The organism is Rhodovarius crocodyli, from assembly GCF_004005855.1.
In the GTDB taxonomy this organism is placed as follows: domain Bacteria; phylum Pseudomonadota; class Alphaproteobacteria; order Acetobacterales; family Acetobacteraceae; genus Rhodovarius; species Rhodovarius crocodyli.
In genome coordinates this window covers 113726-130599 of the sequence record NZ_SACL01000004.1, presented here as the reverse complement: position 1 = coordinate 130599, position 16874 = coordinate 113726, and the positions used below count along the sequence as shown (strand labels likewise).

At 70.4% G+C, this 16874-nt stretch carries 16 protein-coding genes; 5 read left to right on the top strand and 11 right to left on the bottom strand.

Annotated features, from left to right (window positions below; translation table 11 throughout):
- Positions 1 to 5: 5 nt before the first annotated feature.
- The 9 genes from EOD42_RS12670 to EOD42_RS12630 are packed head-to-tail and all read right to left on the bottom strand — an operon-like array spanning position 6 to position 8224.
- Positions 6 to 1139, bottom strand: a complete 1134-nt coding sequence (locus tag EOD42_RS12670) for an NAD(P)/FAD-dependent oxidoreductase (protein ID WP_127787914.1) — start codon at positions 1137 to 1139, stop codon at positions 6 to 8.
- The gene (locus EOD42_RS12665; protein WP_127787913.1) at positions 1136 to 2473 is read right to left on the bottom strand and encodes an FAD/NAD(P)-dependent oxidoreductase; all 1338 of its coding nucleotides are present in this window, start codon (positions 2471 to 2473) and stop codon (positions 1136 to 1138) included. The genes EOD42_RS12670 and EOD42_RS12665 overlap by 4 nt, the downstream gene beginning before the upstream one ends.
- Positions 2470 to 2745 (bottom strand): (2Fe-2S)-binding protein, encoded by a 276-nt coding sequence (locus EOD42_RS12660; RefSeq protein WP_127787912.1) that lies wholly within the window; start codon positions 2743 to 2745, stop codon positions 2470 to 2472. Before EOD42_RS12660 ends, EOD42_RS12665 begins: the two co-directional genes overlap by 4 nt.
- Positions 2742 to 3428: an SDR family NAD(P)-dependent oxidoreductase gene (locus EOD42_RS12655; RefSeq protein WP_127787911.1), complete on the bottom strand. Its 687-nt coding sequence runs from the start codon at positions 3426 to 3428 to the stop codon at positions 2742 to 2744. The genes EOD42_RS12660 and EOD42_RS12655 overlap by 4 nt, the downstream gene beginning before the upstream one ends.
- A complete protein-coding gene (locus EOD42_RS12650; RefSeq protein WP_127787910.1) occupies positions 3421 to 4380 on the bottom strand; it encodes an ABC transporter ATP-binding protein in 960 nt (319 codons plus the stop codon). Before EOD42_RS12650 ends, EOD42_RS12655 begins: the two co-directional genes overlap by 8 nt.
- Positions 4377 to 5498: an NAD(P)/FAD-dependent oxidoreductase gene (locus tag EOD42_RS12645; RefSeq protein ID WP_127787909.1), complete on the bottom strand. Its 1122-nt coding sequence runs from the start codon at positions 5496 to 5498 to the stop codon at positions 4377 to 4379. Before EOD42_RS12645 ends, EOD42_RS12650 begins: the two co-directional genes overlap by 4 nt.
- Positions 5495 to 6835: an FAD/NAD(P)-dependent oxidoreductase gene (locus EOD42_RS12640; RefSeq protein WP_127787908.1), complete on the bottom strand. Its 1341-nt coding sequence runs from the start codon at positions 6833 to 6835 to the stop codon at positions 5495 to 5497. Before EOD42_RS12640 ends, EOD42_RS12645 begins: the two co-directional genes overlap by 4 nt.
- On the bottom strand, positions 6832 to 7116 hold the full coding sequence (locus EOD42_RS12635) for a (2Fe-2S)-binding protein (protein WP_127787907.1): 285 nt from the start codon (positions 7114 to 7116) through the stop codon (positions 6832 to 6834). The genes EOD42_RS12640 and EOD42_RS12635 overlap by 4 nt, the downstream gene beginning before the upstream one ends.
- Complete coding sequence (locus tag EOD42_RS12630; protein ID WP_127787906.1) at positions 7100 to 8224, bottom strand: NAD(P)/FAD-dependent oxidoreductase; 1125 nt, start codon at positions 8222 to 8224, stop codon at positions 7100 to 7102. The genes EOD42_RS12635 and EOD42_RS12630 overlap by 17 nt, the downstream gene beginning before the upstream one ends.
- 53 nt (positions 8225 to 8277) lie before the next feature.
- On the opposite strand from EOD42_RS12630, the gene EOD42_RS12625 reads away from it, so the two are divergent.
- The 4 genes from EOD42_RS12625 to EOD42_RS12610 are packed head-to-tail and all read left to right on the top strand — an operon-like array spanning position 8278 to position 13425.
- Positions 8278 to 9765 carry an ABC transporter substrate-binding protein gene (locus EOD42_RS12625; protein ID WP_127787905.1) on the top strand — a complete coding sequence of 496 codons (1488 nt, stop codon included), beginning with the start codon at positions 8278 to 8280 and terminating at the stop codon, positions 9763 to 9765.
- Between the two features lie 9 nt (positions 9766 to 9774).
- Positions 9775 to 10350: a LemA family protein gene (locus EOD42_RS12620; protein ID WP_206020344.1), complete on the top strand. Its 576-nt coding sequence runs from the start codon at positions 9775 to 9777 to the stop codon at positions 10348 to 10350.
- A gap of 4 nt (positions 10351 to 10354) precedes the next feature.
- The gene (locus EOD42_RS12615; RefSeq protein WP_127787904.1) at positions 10355 to 11692 is read left to right on the top strand and encodes a M48 family metalloprotease; all 1338 of its coding nucleotides are present in this window, start codon (positions 10355 to 10357) and stop codon (positions 11690 to 11692) included.
- Complete coding sequence (locus EOD42_RS12610) at positions 11689 to 13425, top strand: ABC transporter transmembrane domain-containing protein (protein ID WP_127787903.1); 1737 nt, start codon at positions 11689 to 11691, stop codon at positions 13423 to 13425. The genes EOD42_RS12615 and EOD42_RS12610 overlap by 4 nt, the downstream gene beginning before the upstream one ends.
- 102 nt (positions 13426 to 13527) lie before the next feature.
- On the opposite strand, the gene EOD42_RS12605 is transcribed toward EOD42_RS12610, so the two are convergent.
- Positions 13528 to 14493, bottom strand: a complete 966-nt coding sequence (locus tag EOD42_RS12605) for an MBL fold metallo-hydrolase (protein ID WP_127787902.1) — start codon at positions 14491 to 14493, stop codon at positions 13528 to 13530.
- A 111-nt stretch (positions 14494 to 14604) separates the two neighbouring features.
- Here EOD42_RS12605 and EOD42_RS12600 point away from each other — a divergent pair, with 111 nt between their 5' ends.
- Positions 14605 to 15459, top strand: a complete 855-nt coding sequence (locus EOD42_RS12600; protein WP_164867915.1) for an FkbM family methyltransferase — start codon at positions 14605 to 14607, stop codon at positions 15457 to 15459.
- Here EOD42_RS12600 and EOD42_RS12595 read toward each other — a convergent pair.
- Positions 15456 to 16760, bottom strand: coding sequence for an LLM class flavin-dependent oxidoreductase (locus EOD42_RS12595; protein ID WP_127787900.1), 1305 nt, complete (start codon positions 16758 to 16760; stop codon positions 15456 to 15458). The two genes, EOD42_RS12600 and EOD42_RS12595, sit on opposite strands and share 4 nt — an antisense overlap.
- Between the last annotated feature and the right edge of the window lie 114 nt (positions 16761 to 16874).

Genomic DNA, 16874 nt, shown 5'->3' with positions numbered 1-16874 from the left:
CGTTCTTATTCCAGACGCGTTTTCCACACATCGGGCTCCGGCCCATCCTGGCCGTTGAAGCGCGCGATGTCGAAAGCTTCGAGCGGTATGTCGGTGCGCCCATCCAGCACCAGCTCGCTCAATATCTCGCCGACGGCCGGGCCCAGCATGAAGCCGTGGCCGGAGAAGCCGAAGGCGTGCAGCAGGCCCGGGGTGGTGCGCGACCAGCCCATCACCGGCAGCGCATCGGGCATGCCGCCGTCGATGCCGGTCCAGCTGCGGATGATCAGCGCGCCTTCCAGGCGGGGAATGATCTCGACGGCCTTCTGCATCGCCAGGAAGCCCGGTTCCGGCAGCGGGCGGGACCGCGGCAGGGACGGATCGCTCTCACCGCGCCCGCCGCCGAAGATGACGTTGCCGCGCGAAATCTGGCGCAGGTACACATCACCCCCCACCACGCCGACGTTCACCGGGCAGAAGAAGGGCAGGGGCTCCGTCACCAGCATGTTGGGGTTCAGGGCCTCGACGGGCACCGGCTCCCCGAATTGGGCGGCGATCGCCCCGCCCCAGAAGCCCGCCGTGTTCAGCAGGATGGGCGCGGTGAATTCCTGGCCGTTGGCCAGCACGCGGAAGCCCGCCTCGATGGCCTCGACCTTGTGGTTTTCCAGCAGCGTGGCCCCCGCCGCGCGGGCCATGCGCGCCAGTGCCGGCGCCAGCAGGCGCGGGTTGGCCGAGCCATCGTCGGCCAGCAGGGAGCCCGCGATCACCGCCTCTCCGAAATACGGGTAGTCGGCGCGGATGGCGTTGCGGCCGAACATGGTGGTCTCCAGGCCATAGCCCTTCGCCATCTCGTTCCAGCGCAGCAGGTCGGCCTCCTGCTCGGCGTTGCGGGCCAGCTTCAGGTGGCCGCAGGGGTCGAACTCTACATCCGCCCCGCACAGCTCCTGGATGTTGGACCACAGGCGGCGGGACCGGATCGCGAGCGGGATCTCGGCCGGGTGGCGGCCCTGCTGACGCACGCCGCCATGGTTCACGCCGCTGGCCTGGCCACCGATCAGCCCGCGTTCCAGCAGCACCACGCGGGTGCCGCGCTTGGCCAGGTGCAGCGCGGCCGAAACCCCCGCACCACCGCCACCGATGATGAGAACGTCGGCCTTCATGCCATCACCACCGGCTTCACCGGCATCTGCCCGCGCAGCCGGCCTACATCGCGGATGTCACAGCCGCGCGCGGCGGCCAGTACCTCAGCCCCGGCCGGGCCGCAGACGCGCCCCTGGCAGCGGCCCATGCCGATGCGGGTGAAGGCCTTGCCGCGGTTGACCTCGGGCGCGTCGGTGCCGCGCAGCTCGCCCGCCGTGATGGCCTCGCACCGGCACAGCAGCGTCTCATCCGGCATGGCGGCGGCGTGTTCGGCCGGATAGGGAAAGGCGCGTTCCAGCGCGGCGCGGAAGCGCGCCTCCAGCCACAGGCGGCGATGGATCATGTCGGTCTCCAGCGGATCGACATGCCCGCCCGCATCCTCGATCACGGCCAGTGCCGCGCGGGTGCCCGCCAGTTCGGCCACCACGCTGCCGCCGATGCTGGCCCCGTCGCCCGCCAGATACACCCCCGGTACGGCGGTGCGCCCGGCACGGTCGCGTTCCGGCAGCCACAGGCGTTGGAGCCCATCGAAGCTGAAAGGCACGCCCGCCAGATCGGCCAATTGCGTCTCGGGCTTCAGCCCATAGCCGATGGCGACGCCATCGACCTCGGTGCGGTGCTCACCGCGCGCGTCGCGCCAGACCAGGGCCTCGACCTTGTCGGTGCCTTCGACGCGCAGGGGCAAGGCGCCGGTCCGGATGCGCACGCCGCGCCGGCGCAGCGCCGCGCGCCAGGCCAGGCCGCGCAGCGCCCCCACCGGGTTCCAGGCAAGGCCTGGGGCGGCGCGCAGCGTCCGCGCCCAACCGGCACTTTCCAGCACCAGCGCGGGCGGCGCGCCCGCCTTGGTCAACTGCCAGGCCAGCAGCAGCAGCAACGGGCCGGTGCCGCACAGCGCGACCTGCCGCCCGATGGCCAGGCCCTGCGCCTTCAACGCGATCTGCGCCGCGCCCAGCCCCGTGACGCCCGGCTTGGTCCAGCCGGGGATGGGCAGGGCACGGTCCATCGCGCCGGTGCACAGGATCACGCGGTCATACGCGACCTCGGCCTTGGTGCCGTCCGGGCCCTGGGTGTTCAGCAGGCGGGGGCCGGGGCGCAGGTTCCACACCAGCGTGCCCGGGCGCCAATCCACCTGCGCACGCAGCCGCGCGACGGTGGCGTGGATGGCCGCCGCGCGAGAAGCATCCGCGCCGTACAGGGCCTTGGCGTCACGCGAGAAACCCGGCGGGGGTTTCTGGAACACGCGGCCGCCGCCGTCGGGCGACTCCTCGATCCAGATCGGGCGGATGCCCGCCTCAACCAGCCTTTCCACCGCGCGCACGCCGGCGGGGCCGGCACCGACCACGACCACGCTCATCGGCGGATCACCTTCATGCCGGGTTCGGCCAGGGTGGAACAGGCGCGCCGCGCGCCCAGCCCCTCGACCACCAGCCAGCAATCCTGGCAGGCCCCCATCCAGCAGAAGCCCGCGCGCGGGCCGTCACCGAATTCGCTGGTGCGCACGCGCCCGAGCCCCGCCGCCAGGATCGCCGCCAGCAGCGTGTCGCCCTGTCGCGCGGTCACGGCCTGCCCATCGACGGAAAAGCCGATTTCGGGACGGGCCTGATCGACGAGGCGGACCGGAATCACAGCATGTCCTCGGCCCGGCAATTCACCGGCAATTCGGCGACCGAGGCATTGTTGGGCATGTGCATGGCGGTGCAGGCGAGTGCGGCCAGATCGGCCGCATCCGTCATGTCCTCACGCGGGAAGGTCGCCTTGGTCGTCATGTCGGTCGCGACATAGCCGGGGCAGAGCGCGGTGGCGCGGATGCCCTGCGCCCAGCCCTGCTTGCGGATGGAATGGGTCAGCGCGACGGCGGCGAATTTGCTCATCTGATAGCCGGCATTGTCGTTGCCGACGCGCTTGCCCGACAGGGAGGCGACCGTCAGCACGCGCCCGGTGCCCCCGGCGGCCAGCGCATTCCAGGCGGCGCGCACCAGCACCAGCGGGCCCATGGTGTTCACCCGCCACATGGCCTCGATATCCGCCAGTTCACCGTGCAGGAAGCTGCCCGGGGCGAGGATGCCGGCCGCGTTCACCACCGCGTCGATCCGCCCGAAACGGGACAGCGTGGCATCCACCCAGGCGCTCGCGCTGGCATTCTCCACGGCGTCATAGCGAGAGGCGAAGCAGCCCGTCGGCGCGTGCCCCGGGTCGCGCACGCCCGCGCTCACCTCGCAGCCGAGGGCGAGCAATTCCTCGGCGATCGCGCGCCCGATGCCGCGCGACGCGCCGCTGACCATCACCACACGGCCCTTGGGATCAAGCATTTTGGCATCTCACTTCATGGCCGGGGGCTACGTCGCGCAGCGACTGGGGGTTCTCGCAGCCGGGGCTGCGCAGGGAACAGCGATCGGCGAAGCGGCAGCCCACCGGCATGGCATCCAGCGGCGGCACGCGCCCCGGTATGGCCGACAGCGGCTGCGGCTCACCGGTCAGGCGCGGGATCGCGCCGAACAGGGCGCGGGTATAGGGGTGCGCGGGGTGGGCGAAGATTTCGGCCACCGTGCCGGTTTCCACCACCTGGCCCGCGTACATCACCGCCACCCGGTCGGCGATCTGCGCCACCACGCCCAGATTGTGGGTGATGAACAGCATGGCCATGCCGCGCGCCTTCTGCGCATCGGCCAGCAGCCCCAGCACCTGGGCCTGGATAGTCACGTCCAGCGCCGTGGTCGGCTCATCGGCCAGCAGCACGGCGGGCTCGCATGCCATGGCGAGGGCGATCATCACGCGCTGGCGCATGCCGCCGGAAAACTGGTGCGGGTAGTCCTTCAGCCGCGTGGCGGCGGAGGGGATCTTCACCTCCTCGAACAGCGCGCGGGCTTTCTCCAGCGCGGCGGACCGCGACATCCCCTTATGGATGACCAGAGATTCCGCGACCTGGTCGCCCACCGTCATCACCGGGTTCAGCGCCGTCATGGGTTCCTGGAACACCATGCCCAGGCGCGACCCGCGGATCTTCTCCATCCGGGCTTCGGGCAGGGTGGCGATATCCTCGCCTTCCAGCAGCACCTGCCCACCCCCGATGCGCCCCACCGGCGGGCGGATCAGGCCCATGACCGACATGGCGGTGACGGATTTGCCGCAGCCCGATTCACCGACGAGTGCCAGTGTCTCGCGCGGGGCGAGCGTGAAGGAGACCCCGGCCACCGCTTCCCGCCAGGTGCCGTTGATGCGGAATTCCGTGCGCAGGCCGCGCACTTCAAGGGCGGCGGTCATGCGGCGGCCTTCTGCTGGAAACGGGCGGGCGACAATTCAGCCACCGGCATGTTGGTGGAACCCTGGGCCATCAACTCGGCGACGGCGGCCCCGGCGGCGGGGCACAGCTGGAAGCCGTGGCCCGAATAGCCGAAGGAATGGAACAGGCCGGGCATCACGCCGCTTTCGCCGATCACCGGCACCTCATCGGGGGTGCGGGCCTCGATACCGGTCCAGCTGCGGATGATCCGCGCGCCGGCGACGATGGGGAAGATCTCGGCCGCGATGCGCGCGGCCTTCGCCAGGTTCATCAGGTTCTGGCTGGAGGTCTCGGTCGCGATGTCGTTCGCGCCCTGGTGCCCGCCGCCGATCACCACGGTGCCGACCTCGGATTGCTTGAAGGAAAGCGCGCGCGCCGCGCTGCCGACCGTCGGCAGGCAGAAGAAGGGCAGGCGCTCCGTCACGATCATCATGCTGGCCTTGGCGTTGGTGGGGATATGCTCCCCGATGCCGGCGGCGAGCCCGCTCGCCCAGGCGCCCGCGCAATTGGCCACGCGGTCGGCCTGCATGGGGCCGCGATCGGTTTCCACGACAAGGGTGCCTGAACCGGTGGTGCCGATCCCATTCACCGCAATGCCTTCGATGATCTCCACCCCCGCTTCCTGCGCCGCGCGGCGGAACGCCATCACGGTGCGCATGGGGTTGGCCGAGCCGTCGCCGCGCACGATCATCGCCCCGCGCACATGCCCCGACACGGCGGGCAGCAGGCGCAGCACCTCATCCCGGTCGATCATTTCCTCATGCGTCCAGCCGCGCGCGTGGGTGGCGGCCTGACGGGCTTCGAGCTTGGCAATGTCGGCGTCGGATTCCGCCAGCTTGATCTGGCCGAAGGGGCGGAAGCCGCCGTCATCGCCCACGATCCGCGGAAGGTTGTCCCACATCTCGGCCGCGATCACCGACAGCCCGACTTCGCGCAGATCCCGCCCCAGCCGCCGCACGCCGCCCGCGTTCACGCCCGAGCTATGGCGCCCGACATGGCGGCGTTCCAGCACGCGCACCCGCCACCCCCCGCGCCGCGCGAGGTGCAGCGCGGTCGAAAGCCCATGCAGCCCGCCGCCGATGATCAGCGCCTGCTTCATTCCGCCAGCGCCGCCAGCTCACCGATCGTAAGCGGCTTGGTGGGGAAGCGCGTGCGCATCGCCTCCATATCAGCGGCCGGGGCGTGGCGGGCCTCGGCCATGGCGGCGTGGATCAGCGGGTGGCAGGTGCGGCCCTGGCAGGCACCCATGCCGGCACGGGTGAAGGCCTTCAGCTGATTGACCCCGAGGCAGCCGAGCTGCGCCGCGTTGTCGATGGTGCCGCGCGTCACTTCCTCGCACCGGCACAGGATGGTGTCCGCCGCCGCGGGGACGGGCAGGGGCGCGTACAGGGTGTCGAGGAAGCCGCGCGGGGCCAGCTCATCGCCGCGTTGCAGCATCAGCGGCCCGGCCAGCGCGTCGCGCTGCTCCACCCCGAACAGGCCGAGGTCGCAGGCAGCACCGATGGCCGCGATCCGCCCCGACAGCGCGGCGGCCCAGGCCCCGCCGATGCCCCCGGAATCACCGGCCACCATCACGCCGGCGACGCTGGTGTGGCCGTATTCGTCCAGCACCGGGCGGAAGGCGCGCTGCGCCTCATTCCATTCGTGCCGCAGCCCCTGGATGGCGCGGGTGATCTGGGTGTTGGGAACCACGCCGTCATGCAGCAGCAGCGTGTCGGCGGCGTGGCGCACGCCGTCGATCTCGATCGCTTCCAGCCGGTCGGTGCCGAGGGCGCGGATGGCCCGGCCGCAATGCACCGGCACCGCCTTGGTGACCGCGCGCATCCAGGACAGGCCCAGCATCAGGTAGCGCGGCTTGCGCAGCGCGCAGGGCAACCGCCACACCGCGCGGCGCCAGGCCCCGGGGTCCGACATGTCCAGGATGCCCGCGATCCGCCCGCCCTTGGCCAGCGCCTGCGCGGCATACAGCCACAGCAGCGGCCCCTGGCCCGCGATCCAGACCTCACCCTGCGGCACCAGCCCGGCGGATTTCAGCAGCGTCTGCGCGGCACCCACCCCCATCACGCCCGGCAGGGTCCAGCCGGGGATGGGCAGGGCGCGTTCGGTGGCACCCGGGGCGAGGATGATCCGCTTCGCCTCCACCCGCCGGGCCGCGCCGTTCACCGAATAGAATGCCGTGGGCCCGGGCTCGATGGCCCAGAGCGTTGCGCCATACACACAGTCGGCACCGCTGGCCGCGAGCTCGGCCATCAGCTTCGCGCCGGCATGGGCCTGGATGTCGCCGGGGCCACGCGCATCGGCGCGGGCGTTGCGGTGCACCTGTCCGCCGGGGGCCGCGTTCTCGTCCAGCAGCTGCACCGAGAGGCCGAGGCGGCTCGCCTCGATGGCGGCGGCCATGCCGGCGGGGCCAGCACCCAGGATCAGCAGGTCGATCATGCGCCGACGACCTCGGGCTGCATCGGGTTCGCGGCCATGCCGGGGGTGACCAGCGTCATGCAGGCCTGGCGATTGGCTTCGCCATTCACTTCCACCAGGCAGTCGAAGCAGCTGCCCATCATGCAGAAGGGCGCGCGCGGCGCGCCGGAGACGACGGTGGTGCGGAACTGCGTGATGCCGGCTGCGATCAGCGCGGCGGCCAACGGCTCACCCGCGCGGGCCGGGATGGCCTGGCCCTGCCAGGTGATGGAACAATCGGTGGGTTCAGTGCGCTTGAACATTCTGGCCCCTGGCGAAACGGCTCGGGTGTAGGTCTTTCACGGCGTCGGGCAGGCGCCCGGCGATGATCCCTTCGGCCAGCGGGCCGGCGTGCATGGCCGCCAGCGTCACCGCCGAATGGCAGCAGGCGACGAAGGCGCCCGGGTGGCCGTCCAGCTCCGCATAGGCGGGGAAACCATCGGGCGTCATCGGCCGCAGCGCGCCCCAGGCGCGGAAGGCGCGGGCCTGCGCCAGTTCGGGCAGCACCCTGATCGCGCGCGCAGCCATGCCGGCCATGTGCGCGGTGGTGGTGAAGGGCGTCGGGTCGCCGTCGTCTTCCTGGGTCACGCCGATCTGCACCGTGCCGTGCACGGTCTGCCGAATGGCGGAGGCCGGCAGGGGCAGGATCGGCGGCAGGCGCTCGGTGACGATGTTCTGGCCGCGCACGGGGCGGACCGGGATATCGGCCCCCAGCATGGCCGCGACGCGCGGCGTGCCCAACCCGCAGGCGATCACGATCTTCTCCGCCATCACCCGCGCGCCGTCCGCGCGATGGATCACATAGGGGCGGCCGGCCTCGATGCGCACGACCTCCGGCCCCGGCAGATGCGCAGCACCGGCCGCGCGCAACCCGGCATGGAAACCCTGCAGCAGCGACAGCGGGTCGGCATGGCCGTCGCGCGGCTCATAGCTCGCGCCCACCACCGCCTCACCCAGTCGGCAGCCGGGCATCAGTGCCTGCAGTTCCTTCCGGTCGACCATGCGCAGCGTGTCCGCGCCCTGGTTGTGCAGGCGGCTGACGATGGCGCGCCGCGCCTCGAACTCGGCATCGCTGAGGCAGAAGTTCAGCCCGCCCTGCTGCCGCAGCCCGCAATCGCGCCCGATAAGGCCCGAAATCGTCTCCGCCAGCGCGGGCCAGGCATCGAGCGACGCACGCGTCCAGGCGGCATAGGCCGGCAGCCCGTCCCCCTTGCCCTGGGACCAGACGAGGCCGAAATTGCCCCGGGCGGCGCGCAATGCCGTATCGCCGCCATCCAGCACGGCCACACGCGCCCCACGGGTCGCGCAGCCCCAGCCAATGGCACTGCCCAGCATGCCCCCGCCTATGACGGCGATCTCGTAAGCCTCCATGACTTGCGAGCGTGAAGTGTTGCGCGCCATCCTGCAAGCCAGGAGACCAACGCATGATCCGCAAGCTGCTGTTCGCAACTGCACTTTCCCTGGCCAGTCTGGGCGCCGGTGCCCAGACCCTGCGCGTGGGCGTGATAGGCCAGGAGATCGGCAGCCTGGACCCGCACCGCGCCACCACGAGCCAGGACAAGGGCACCGCCGCCTGGGCATTCGACGGGCTGCTGCGCTTCCCGCCCGGCAGCGCCGACCCCGCCGCCGTCGAGCCCGACCTGGCCGAGCGCGTGCAGACCAGCCCGGACGGGCTGACGCTGACCTTCACCCTGCGCCCGAATGTGGTGTTCTCGGATGGCAGCCCCCTCACGGCCGAGGTCGCGGCGGCCTCTCTGCGGCGCGCCATGGACCGCACGCGCTCCAGCTTCGCCGCGGATTACCGGGCGGTCTCGGCCATCGACGTCACCGGGCCGCTGACCCTGAGCGTGACGCTGAAGGAACCCGTGCCCGGCGTGATGGGCCTGTTCGCCAACTACCATGGCGGCATGATCGTGAACGAGGCAGGTCTCGGCACCGGGCCGTTCCGGATCGAGAGCGCGATCTCCGGCCGGGTGCGCATGGTCGCCAACGACCGCCACTGGCGCGGCCGCCCGGCGCTGCGTGAGCTCGACGTGCGCTACATTCCCTCCGACCAGACGCGTGAGCTCGCCTATCAGGCGGGCGAGCTGGACCTGATCACCGGCCGGCGCGAGCAGCGCTGGGTGGAGCGCATGCGCGGTCTGCCCAACACCACCGTGCACATCTTCGGCCCCGGTGAGTTCCGCACCCTGCTGATCAACGGCAATTCCCCGCCGCTGAACGACATCCGCGTCCGGCGCGCGGTGCAGCATGCGCTGGACGTGAATGCCATTTCCCGTTTCGTGGGCACCGAGGTCGCCCGCCCCTGGGCAGCGCCCGTGCCGCCCGGCTATCTCGGCAGCGCCGACATCACGCGCCCCGCCTTCGACCAGGCCCGCGCCCGCGCGCTGCTGGCCGAGGCCGGCCACCCGAACGGCATCACGCTGCGCGCCGTCGTCTCCTCCATCTCGGCCCAGCTGCCGATCATGGAGGTGATCCAGGCCCAGCTGCGCCGCGCCAATATCCGCCTCGAGATGGATGTGGTGGAGCACGCGACCTACCACCAGCGCATCCGCGAGGACCTCTCGCAGCTCACCTTCTATGGCGCGGCGCGCTTCCCGGTGGCCGATGCCTGGCTCAGCCAGTTCTATCACTCTGCCGCCGCCCCCGGCCGCCCGACCATGAGCCTGAACTTCGCCCATTGCGCGGCGGCCGATGCCGAGATCGAGGCCGCCCGCACCGCCACCGACAGCGCCCGCCAGATCGCGCTCTGGGCCGAGGCCCAGCGCAAGATCACGGATGCGGCATGTTCGGTGCCTTTATTCGATTTACGACAAGTTTGGGTGAGGCGGAGCAATGTCGAGCTGGGCTATGAACTGACCGGGGCGCTCAATCTCGCCCCCGCCATCACACACGAAACGCGCCTGCGCTGAGGGGGAACCATGACCGCAGTCCTGATTACATTGGCGGTGATCGTCGGCATCATCGTCCTGGTCGCGATCATCTTCATCGGCATCTACAACCGGCTGGTCGCCCTGCGGCAGACCACCAACCAGGCCTGGTCGGACGTGGACGTGCAGCTGAAGCAGCGCCACGACCTGGTGCCCAACCTGGTCGAGACCGTGAAGGGCTATGCCAAGCATGAGAGCGGCACGCTTGAAGCCGTGATCAAGGCGCGCAACGCCGCCGTCTCCGCCCAGGGCCCCGAGGCCGCGGGCAAGGCCGAAGGCCAGCTGAACGGTGCGCTGCGCCAGCTGTTCGCCTTGTCCGAGGCCTATCCGGACCTCAAGGCCAACAGCAACTTCACCCAGCTGCAGACCGAGCTCTCGACCATCGAGACCAAGATCGCGGCCGCCCGCCGCTTCTTCAACAGCGCAGTGGCCGAGTTCAACACGGCCATCGAGCAGTTCCCGGCCGTCCTGATCGCGGGCATGTTCGGCTTCCGCAGCCGCGCCTTCTTCGAGATCCCGGAGGAAGAGCGCGCGGTGGTGAACGCCGCCCCCAAGGTGCAGTTCTAAACCGATGTTCGGCACCATCGGCCTGTCCACCCATGTGTGGAACAACAACTGGAAGACCATCCTGCTGCTGGCGGGCTTCCCGGTGCTGCTGGTGGTGCTGTCCTTCGGCCTGTCGATGATCATGTCCTACGACGCGGGCGGTGTGGCTCTCGCCTTCCGCGTCGCCTGGAAGAAGCTGCCCTATTATGTGGCGTTCTCCGTCATCGTCTCGGCCATCTGGTTCGCCATCGCCTGGGCGCTGAACCAGCGGATCATCGACTGGGTCTCCGGCGCGCGGGAAGCCACGCTGGAGGCAGAACCCCGACTGTGGCACCTGATGGACACGCTGTGCATCGCGCGCGGCGAGCCCATGCCGCGCCTGGGCATCATCGAGAGCCAGGCGATGAACGCCTTCGCCTCGGGCCTGAAGCGCAAGAAGGGCAACATTACCGTCACGCGCGGGCTGATCGACGGGCTGGACGACCGTGAGCTGACCGCCGTGCTCGCGCATGAGCTGACGCATATCCGCAACGGCGATGCCCGGCTGGCCGTGATCGCTGCCGTCTTCACCGGCATCATCACGCTGGGCTTCGACGTTATCTGGCGGAACTTCTCGGGTGTGACGCCCAGCAGCACCGGCGACAGCGGGGGCGGCAGCTGGGATTGGGGCAGGGGCCGTTCCAGCGGCAGCAGCCGCAGCAGCAACCGTTCCTCCAATTCCAACAATTCCGGCGCGATCATCATCGTCATCATCGGCATCGTGATCGTCGTGATCGCGGGCACGCTGTCGGTGATGCTGCGCCTGGCCTTGTCGCGCAACCGGGAGATCCTGGCCGATGCCGGGGCCGTGCAGATCACGGGCGACCCGGATGCCATGATCTCCGCGCTGCGCAAGATCGACGGCCACGCCGCCATGCCCGGCCTGCCGAGCCAGGTGCAGGCCATGCTGCTGGAAAACGCGGCGGGCACGAAGGGCGCCTCCTTCTGGCCCACCCACCCGCCGATCGAGGAACGGGTGGGCGTTCTGGTGAAGGTGGCTGGCGGACGCGATCCGGGCACCTATGTACCCCCGGTGACCCAGACCACCGAACCCGACCCCGACGCCACCCGTACCGAGAAGCCGCGTCGCGGCCCCTGGGGCGCGTCCGGCGCCACCATCCCCGGCGCGATCCTGACCGGCGAGCCCCTGCCGCCGGGCGGCATTCCGGGCCTGCCGCCCGTGCTGGGCGGCGGCCAGCCGCAACCGCCCGCCGCCAAGCCCGCGCCCGCCCCGGAGCCACCGCCCGCGCCCGCGCCGCCCGCCCGTTCCGGCTATGCCGATGAGATCGCGTCGATGCGCGCCAGGAAGAACCAGCCCGAATGACGCGCGCACCGTTGGCGGCGCTGGGGCTGTTGCTGCCCTGGCTTCGCCCGTATCTGCCGCGCGCGCTCGGCGCGCTGGCGCTGCTGCTCGTGTCCTCCGCCATGCTGCTGGGCCTGGGACAGGGGTTGAAACGCTTCATCGACGAGGGGTTTTCCGGCGGCACCGCTGCGCTGGATGCCACGGGCCTGGGCATGTTCGGGCTCTGCGTGGGCTTCGGCCTGGCCAGCGCCGGGCGCTACTGGCTGATCACCTGGCTGGGAGAGCGCGTGGCGGCCGACCTGCGCACCAATGTGTTCCGCCATGTGCTGACGCTCTCGCCGGGTTGGTATGCCACCCATCGCACCGGCGACATCCTGTCGCGGCTGACGGCCGATATCGCGCTGCTGCAATCACTGGTGGGCAGCGCCGTCTCCATGGCGCTGCGCAACACGCTGATGGGGATCGGGGCCGCCGCCATGCTGGTGCTGACCAGCGTGAAGCTGGCCGCCATCGCGCTCGGCGTCGTGCCGCTGGTCGTGGCCCCGCTGCTGATCTTCGGCCGGCGTGAACGCAGGCTGTCGCGCACCGCGCAGGAGCGCGTGGCCGATGTCGCGGCCACCGCCGAGGAATCGATCAACGCCATCGAGACGGTGCAGGCCTTCACCAGCGAGGCCCGCATCGGCGCCCGCTTCGCCGCCAATGTCGAGGAAAGCGTGGGCGCTGCCTCCCGCCGGATTTCGGCGCGTGCCGCGCTGATCCTGGCCGTCATCCTGCTGGGCTTCGGCGCCGTCACCTTCGCGCTGTGGGTGGGCGGGCATGACGTGCTCTCGGGGCGGATGTCGGCCGGTGAGCTGTCGGCCTTCGTGTTCTATGCGGTGCTGATGGCCAGCTCCACGGCTGCCGTCTCCGAGGTGTGGGGCGAGATCCAGCGCGCGGCCGGCGCCGCTGACCGGCTGGGTGAACTGCTGGAGGCCCGCGCCGAGATCGCCCCGCCCGCGTCGCCCCGGCCCCTGCCGCCCGCGCGCGGCGAGGTGGCTTTCGAGCATGTCTCCTTCGCCTATGCCGGGCGCGGGGCGGCGCTGGACGACGTCTCCTTCCAGGTGGCCCCGGGGGAGACGGTGGCGCTCGTCGGCCCCTCCGGCGCGGGCAAGACGACCATCCTGAAGCTGCTGCTGCGCTTCCATGACCCCGCGGGCGGGCGGATCCTGCTGGATGGCATGGATCTGCGCGACGCGGCACCGGAGGCCTTGCGCGCCCGCATCGCGCTGGTGGGGCAGGAGCCGGTGATCTTCTCCGGCACCGTGGCCGAGAACATCCGCTTCGGCCGCCCCGAGGCCAGTGACGCCGAGGTGCAGGCAGCGGCCGAGGCGGCAGCAGCGCATGGCTACATCTCGGCCCTGCCGCAGGGATACGCGACGGAGCTGGGCGCGCGGGGCGTCTCGCTCTCGGGCGGTCAGCGGCAGCGGCTCGCGATCGCCCGCGCCATCCTGCGCGATGCCCCGGTGCTGCTGCTGGATGAGGCGACGAGCGCGCTGGACGCCGAGAGCGAGCGCGCCGTGCAGCAGGCGCTGGAGAGGCTGTCGGAAGGCCGGACCACGCTGGTGGTGGCGCATCGCCTGGCCACCGTGCGCCGCGCGGACCGCATCCTGGTGCTCGACCAGGGCCGGGTGGTCGCGAGCGGCACCCATGCGGCGCTGATGGCGGAGGGCGGGCTCTATGCCCGGCTGGCCGCGCTGCAGTTCATCGCGGAATAGGCGCCACCGGGCAGGCCCCACGCCTGCGGCAAACAAGGGGGTGGGGCGCAGCGCAGCGCCCACCCGGTGGCAATCGGTGTTTCGCGCGAGGCGCGCGGTTGGTTACACCGCGCTCGACCATTCCGCCGGCACGAAGACGAATCCCTGCCCCTGACGCGCCACATAGCCGTTGGCGGGGAAGGGGAAGTGATAGCCCGTGACGCGGATGCGGTCGGTGGCCACCATGTCCAGCACGCGGCGGCGGGTGGCGGCGGCCTGATTGCCGTCGAAGTCGAACACGATCTGCCATTCCGGCCGGCGGGTCATGATCTCGGGCCGGTTGGTGATGTCGGCCAGGAAGACCAGCTGATCCGCACCGTCCGAGACGCGGTAGATCGTGTGGCCGGGCGTGTGGCCCGGGGCGGGCAGGGCGGTGATGCCCGGCAGCACCTCGGCATCCGCCGCGATCTGGCGCACGCGGCCCTGATAGGGCGCGAAGCGGCGCGGCACATTGGCGAACTGGCCGCGCTGGCCCTCGGGGCTGCGCGTCTCGTTCGTCGTGTCGGTCCACCAGGCCCATTCGGGGGTGGGCACGATGATCTCGGCATTCGGGAAGGCCCGGCCGCCCTCAGCGTTCAGCAGGCCGTTCACATGGTCGCCGTGGAAATGGCTGAAGATCACATGCGTGACCTTGGTCGGGTCGATGCCGGCGGCGGCCATGTTGGCGATGGCGCGGCCGTTGGTCGCCCCCGCCGCCGTCACGCCGTTGCCGGTGTCGAACACCGCCAGCACATCGCCCTTCTGCGCGAAGGTCAGGGTGAAGGTGATGGTCAGCTGGTCCGGCGGCAGGAAGCTCTCGGCGGCCACCGCACGCACTTCCTCGATCGAGGCATTGCGCACGAAGCCCTCCAGCGGACGCCGGAAGAAACCGTCATGGACGGTGGTGATCATCCAGCCGCCCACCTTGAAGCGGTAGAAGCCGGGGGCCTGCTGGGATGCAGGTGCGGGGGTCTGTGCGTCTGCGGGCATGGCCTGTGCGAGGGTCAGGAGGGCAGGGGCCGCAAGCGCGGCACGTCGGAGGATCGGCATGGCGGTTCTCCCGTTCTGGTCGTGAAACCCATGTCACATGGGGGCGGCGGCCGAAAGAAAAAGTTGCGTTGACGCCCCCCGGAGGCTGCAAGTAGCAATCCCTTGATGGATATGCATAAACTGCTTCGTGCCAGCCGCGCCGTCAGGGCGAATCTGCTGGGGACGAGATTTGTCCTGCTCGGCCCGAATTACGGCAGCCTGATTGCGCGCAACGGCATGCTTCTGGTGACGATGGCCGACGATCTGTCGGTGGGGATCGGCCTGGCCCATAATGGCGCCTGGGAACCTCATCTGGGCGGGCTGCTGAAGCATCTCCTGCGCCCCGGCCAGCATGCGGCCGAAGGCGGGGCCAATATCGGCTGGCACACGCTGACCATCGCAGACCGCATCGGCCCCGCCGGCCGGCTGCACAGCTTCGAGGTCATGCCGGACTTCCACACCGTGCTGCGCGCCAATCTGCGCCTCAACCGGCTGGTCACGCAGGTAACGCTGCACGAGACGGCGCTCTGGCATGAGGAAGTGGAGCTGACGCTGCTGCAGGATGTCAGCCACCGTGGCAGCGGGCATGTGTCGCAGTCGGCCGCGAATGCGGTCTACAGCCGCTCCATCACGGCACGCGCGACGGCGCTGGATGCGGCACTCGCCGGCTCACCCCCGCTCGACCTGCTGCGCCTCGATATCGAAGGCGCGGAGGGCATGGCCCTGCGCGGCGCGCGGCAGACCATCGAGCGCTCGCCGGGCCTCAACATTGTCATGGAATGGCTGCCCGGCATGCTGCGCCACCATGGCGATCCGATGGAGGAGATGCGCCATCTGGCGCGCCAGGGCTTTCGCGCCTGGGAGATCATCGGCAGGCCCCTTCGCCTGCCCTTCACGCGCCCCTTCCGGCTTGAGCCGCTGGACATGGAGGCGCTGGCGAACATCGATCAAAGCGACATCCTGCTGTCGCGGCAGGATCCCGGTTAGCCGCCCCATTCCGGGCGCGGCAGGCCCAGATGCCCGCGCAGGGTGCTGGCGGTGTATTCCTGGCGGAACAGGCCGCGCTTCTGCAAAATCGGCACCACCTGGTCCACGAAATCGTCGAAGGCGGTGGGGAACCAGGGCGGCATGATGTTGAAGCCGTCGGCGGCCCCGGCCTCGAACCATTCCTGCAAACCGTCCGCCACCTGCTCCGGCGTGCCGACGATCAGGCGGTGGCCCATGCTGGCGGCGACGAAGTTGCGCAGCTGGCGCAGGGTCAGCCTGTCCTTCTTCGCCAGGGCCTGCAGCGTCTCGGCATGGCCGCGCATGATGCCGCTGGGCGGCAGATCGGGCACCGGCGCGTCCAGGTCATAGCCGGTCAGGTCATGGCCCAGCCGCTCCGCCAGCACCTGCAGCGCCACCTTGGGGTCGGCGCATTCTCCCAACTCCTCCAGCTTGCGCTTGGCCTCCGCCTCGGTGCCGCCGATGACGGCGCTGACGCCCGGCATGATCTTGATATGGTCCGGTGAACGGCCGAAGGAGACCGCGCGCCGCTTCAGGTCGTCGCAGAACGCCTTGGAGGCGCCCATGTCCTGGTGCACGGCATAGACGATCTCGGCGATGCGGCCCGCCACGTCGCGCCCGGCCTCGGACGCGCCGGCCTGGATCATCACCGGATAGCCCTGCGGCATGCGCGACATGTTCAGCGGGCCCTTGGAGGAGAAGTATTTCCCCTCGAAGCCCGGCGTGTGCATCTTCGCGGCATCGATGAAGCGGCCCGCGGCCTTGTCCAGCTGCCAGATACCGTCCTCGCAGCTGTCCCACAGCGCCTTCACGCATGCCACGAACTCGGTGGCCATGGCGTAGCGCTCGTCATGCTCGGGGTGCTTCTCGCGGCCGAAATTCTTGGCCGCATCCGCGAAGGCGCCCGTCACGATGTTCCAGCCGCAGCGCCCACCGCTCATGTGGTCGATCGAGCCCAGGTAGCGCGCGAGGTTGTAGGGCTCCGTGTAGGTCGTGGAGGCGGTGGCCGCGAGCCCGATGTTCTTCGTCACCATGGACAGCGCGGCCAGCAGGGTCAGCGGCTCCAGCCGCAGCACCATGGAGGGGTGCATGTCGGGCCGGGTGTTCACCGCATCGGCCAGGAAGACCAGGTCGAACTTGCCCTGTTCGGCCTTCTGCGCAACGCGCACGACCAGGTCGAGGTTCTCCGACCCTGCCTCCGCCTCGGGCATGCGCCAGCCCGCGATATGGTGGCCCGCCGCCAGGATGAAGCAGCCGAGATGCATCTGACGAGGCGAGGACATGCGGGCGAGGCTCCTGGAAGCGGATGTGGCGCATACAGCGCGCTTCAATTCACTATGGGGTTAAACGCGCGACGACTGCAATCCCATTAAATCTACCCGCGCCATTCCGCCATT

Coding starts and splice junctions, on each gene's coding strand:
- EOD42_RS12665 (WP_127787913.1), bottom strand. CDS start 2,473: ATGAGCGTGGTCGTGGTCGGTGCCGGCCCCGCCGGCGTGCGCGCGGTG.
- EOD42_RS12645 (WP_127787909.1), bottom strand. CDS start 5,498: ATGAAGCAGGCGCTGATCATCGGCGGCGGGCTGCATGGGCTTTCGACC.
- EOD42_RS12655 (WP_127787911.1), bottom strand. CDS start 3,428: ATGCTTGATCCCAAGGGCCGTGTGGTGATGGTCAGCGGCGCGTCGCGC.
- EOD42_RS12605 (WP_127787902.1), bottom strand. CDS start 14,493: ATGCCGATCCTCCGACGTGCCGCGCTTGCGGCCCCTGCCCTCCTGACC.
- EOD42_RS12610 (WP_127787903.1), top strand. CDS start 11,689: ATGACGCGCGCACCGTTGGCGGCGCTGGGGCTGTTGCTGCCCTGGCTT.
- EOD42_RS12635 (WP_127787907.1), bottom strand. CDS start 7,116: ATGTTCAAGCGCACTGAACCCACCGATTGTTCCATCACCTGGCAGGGC.
- EOD42_RS12650 (WP_127787910.1), bottom strand. CDS start 4,380: ATGACCGCCGCCCTTGAAGTGCGCGGCCTGCGCACGGAATTCCGCATC.
- EOD42_RS12640 (WP_127787908.1), bottom strand. CDS start 6,835: ATGATCGACCTGCTGATCCTGGGTGCTGGCCCCGCCGGCATGGCCGCC.
- EOD42_RS12670 (WP_127787914.1), bottom strand. CDS start 1,139: ATGAAGGCCGACGTTCTCATCATCGGTGGCGGTGGTGCGGGGGTTTCG.
- EOD42_RS12600 (WP_164867915.1), top strand. CDS start 14,605: ATGCATAAACTGCTTCGTGCCAGCCGCGCCGTCAGGGCGAATCTGCTG.
- EOD42_RS12625 (WP_127787905.1), top strand. CDS start 8,278: ATGATCCGCAAGCTGCTGTTCGCAACTGCACTTTCCCTGGCCAGTCTG.
- EOD42_RS12620 (WP_206020344.1), top strand. CDS start 9,775: ATGACCGCAGTCCTGATTACATTGGCGGTGATCGTCGGCATCATCGTC.
- EOD42_RS12595 (WP_127787900.1), bottom strand. CDS start 16,760: ATGTCCTCGCCTCGTCAGATGCATCTCGGCTGCTTCATCCTGGCGGCG.
- EOD42_RS12615 (WP_127787904.1), top strand. CDS start 10,355: ATGTTCGGCACCATCGGCCTGTCCACCCATGTGTGGAACAACAACTGG.
- EOD42_RS12630 (WP_127787906.1), bottom strand. CDS start 8,224: ATGGAGGCTTACGAGATCGCCGTCATAGGCGGGGGCATGCTGGGCAGT.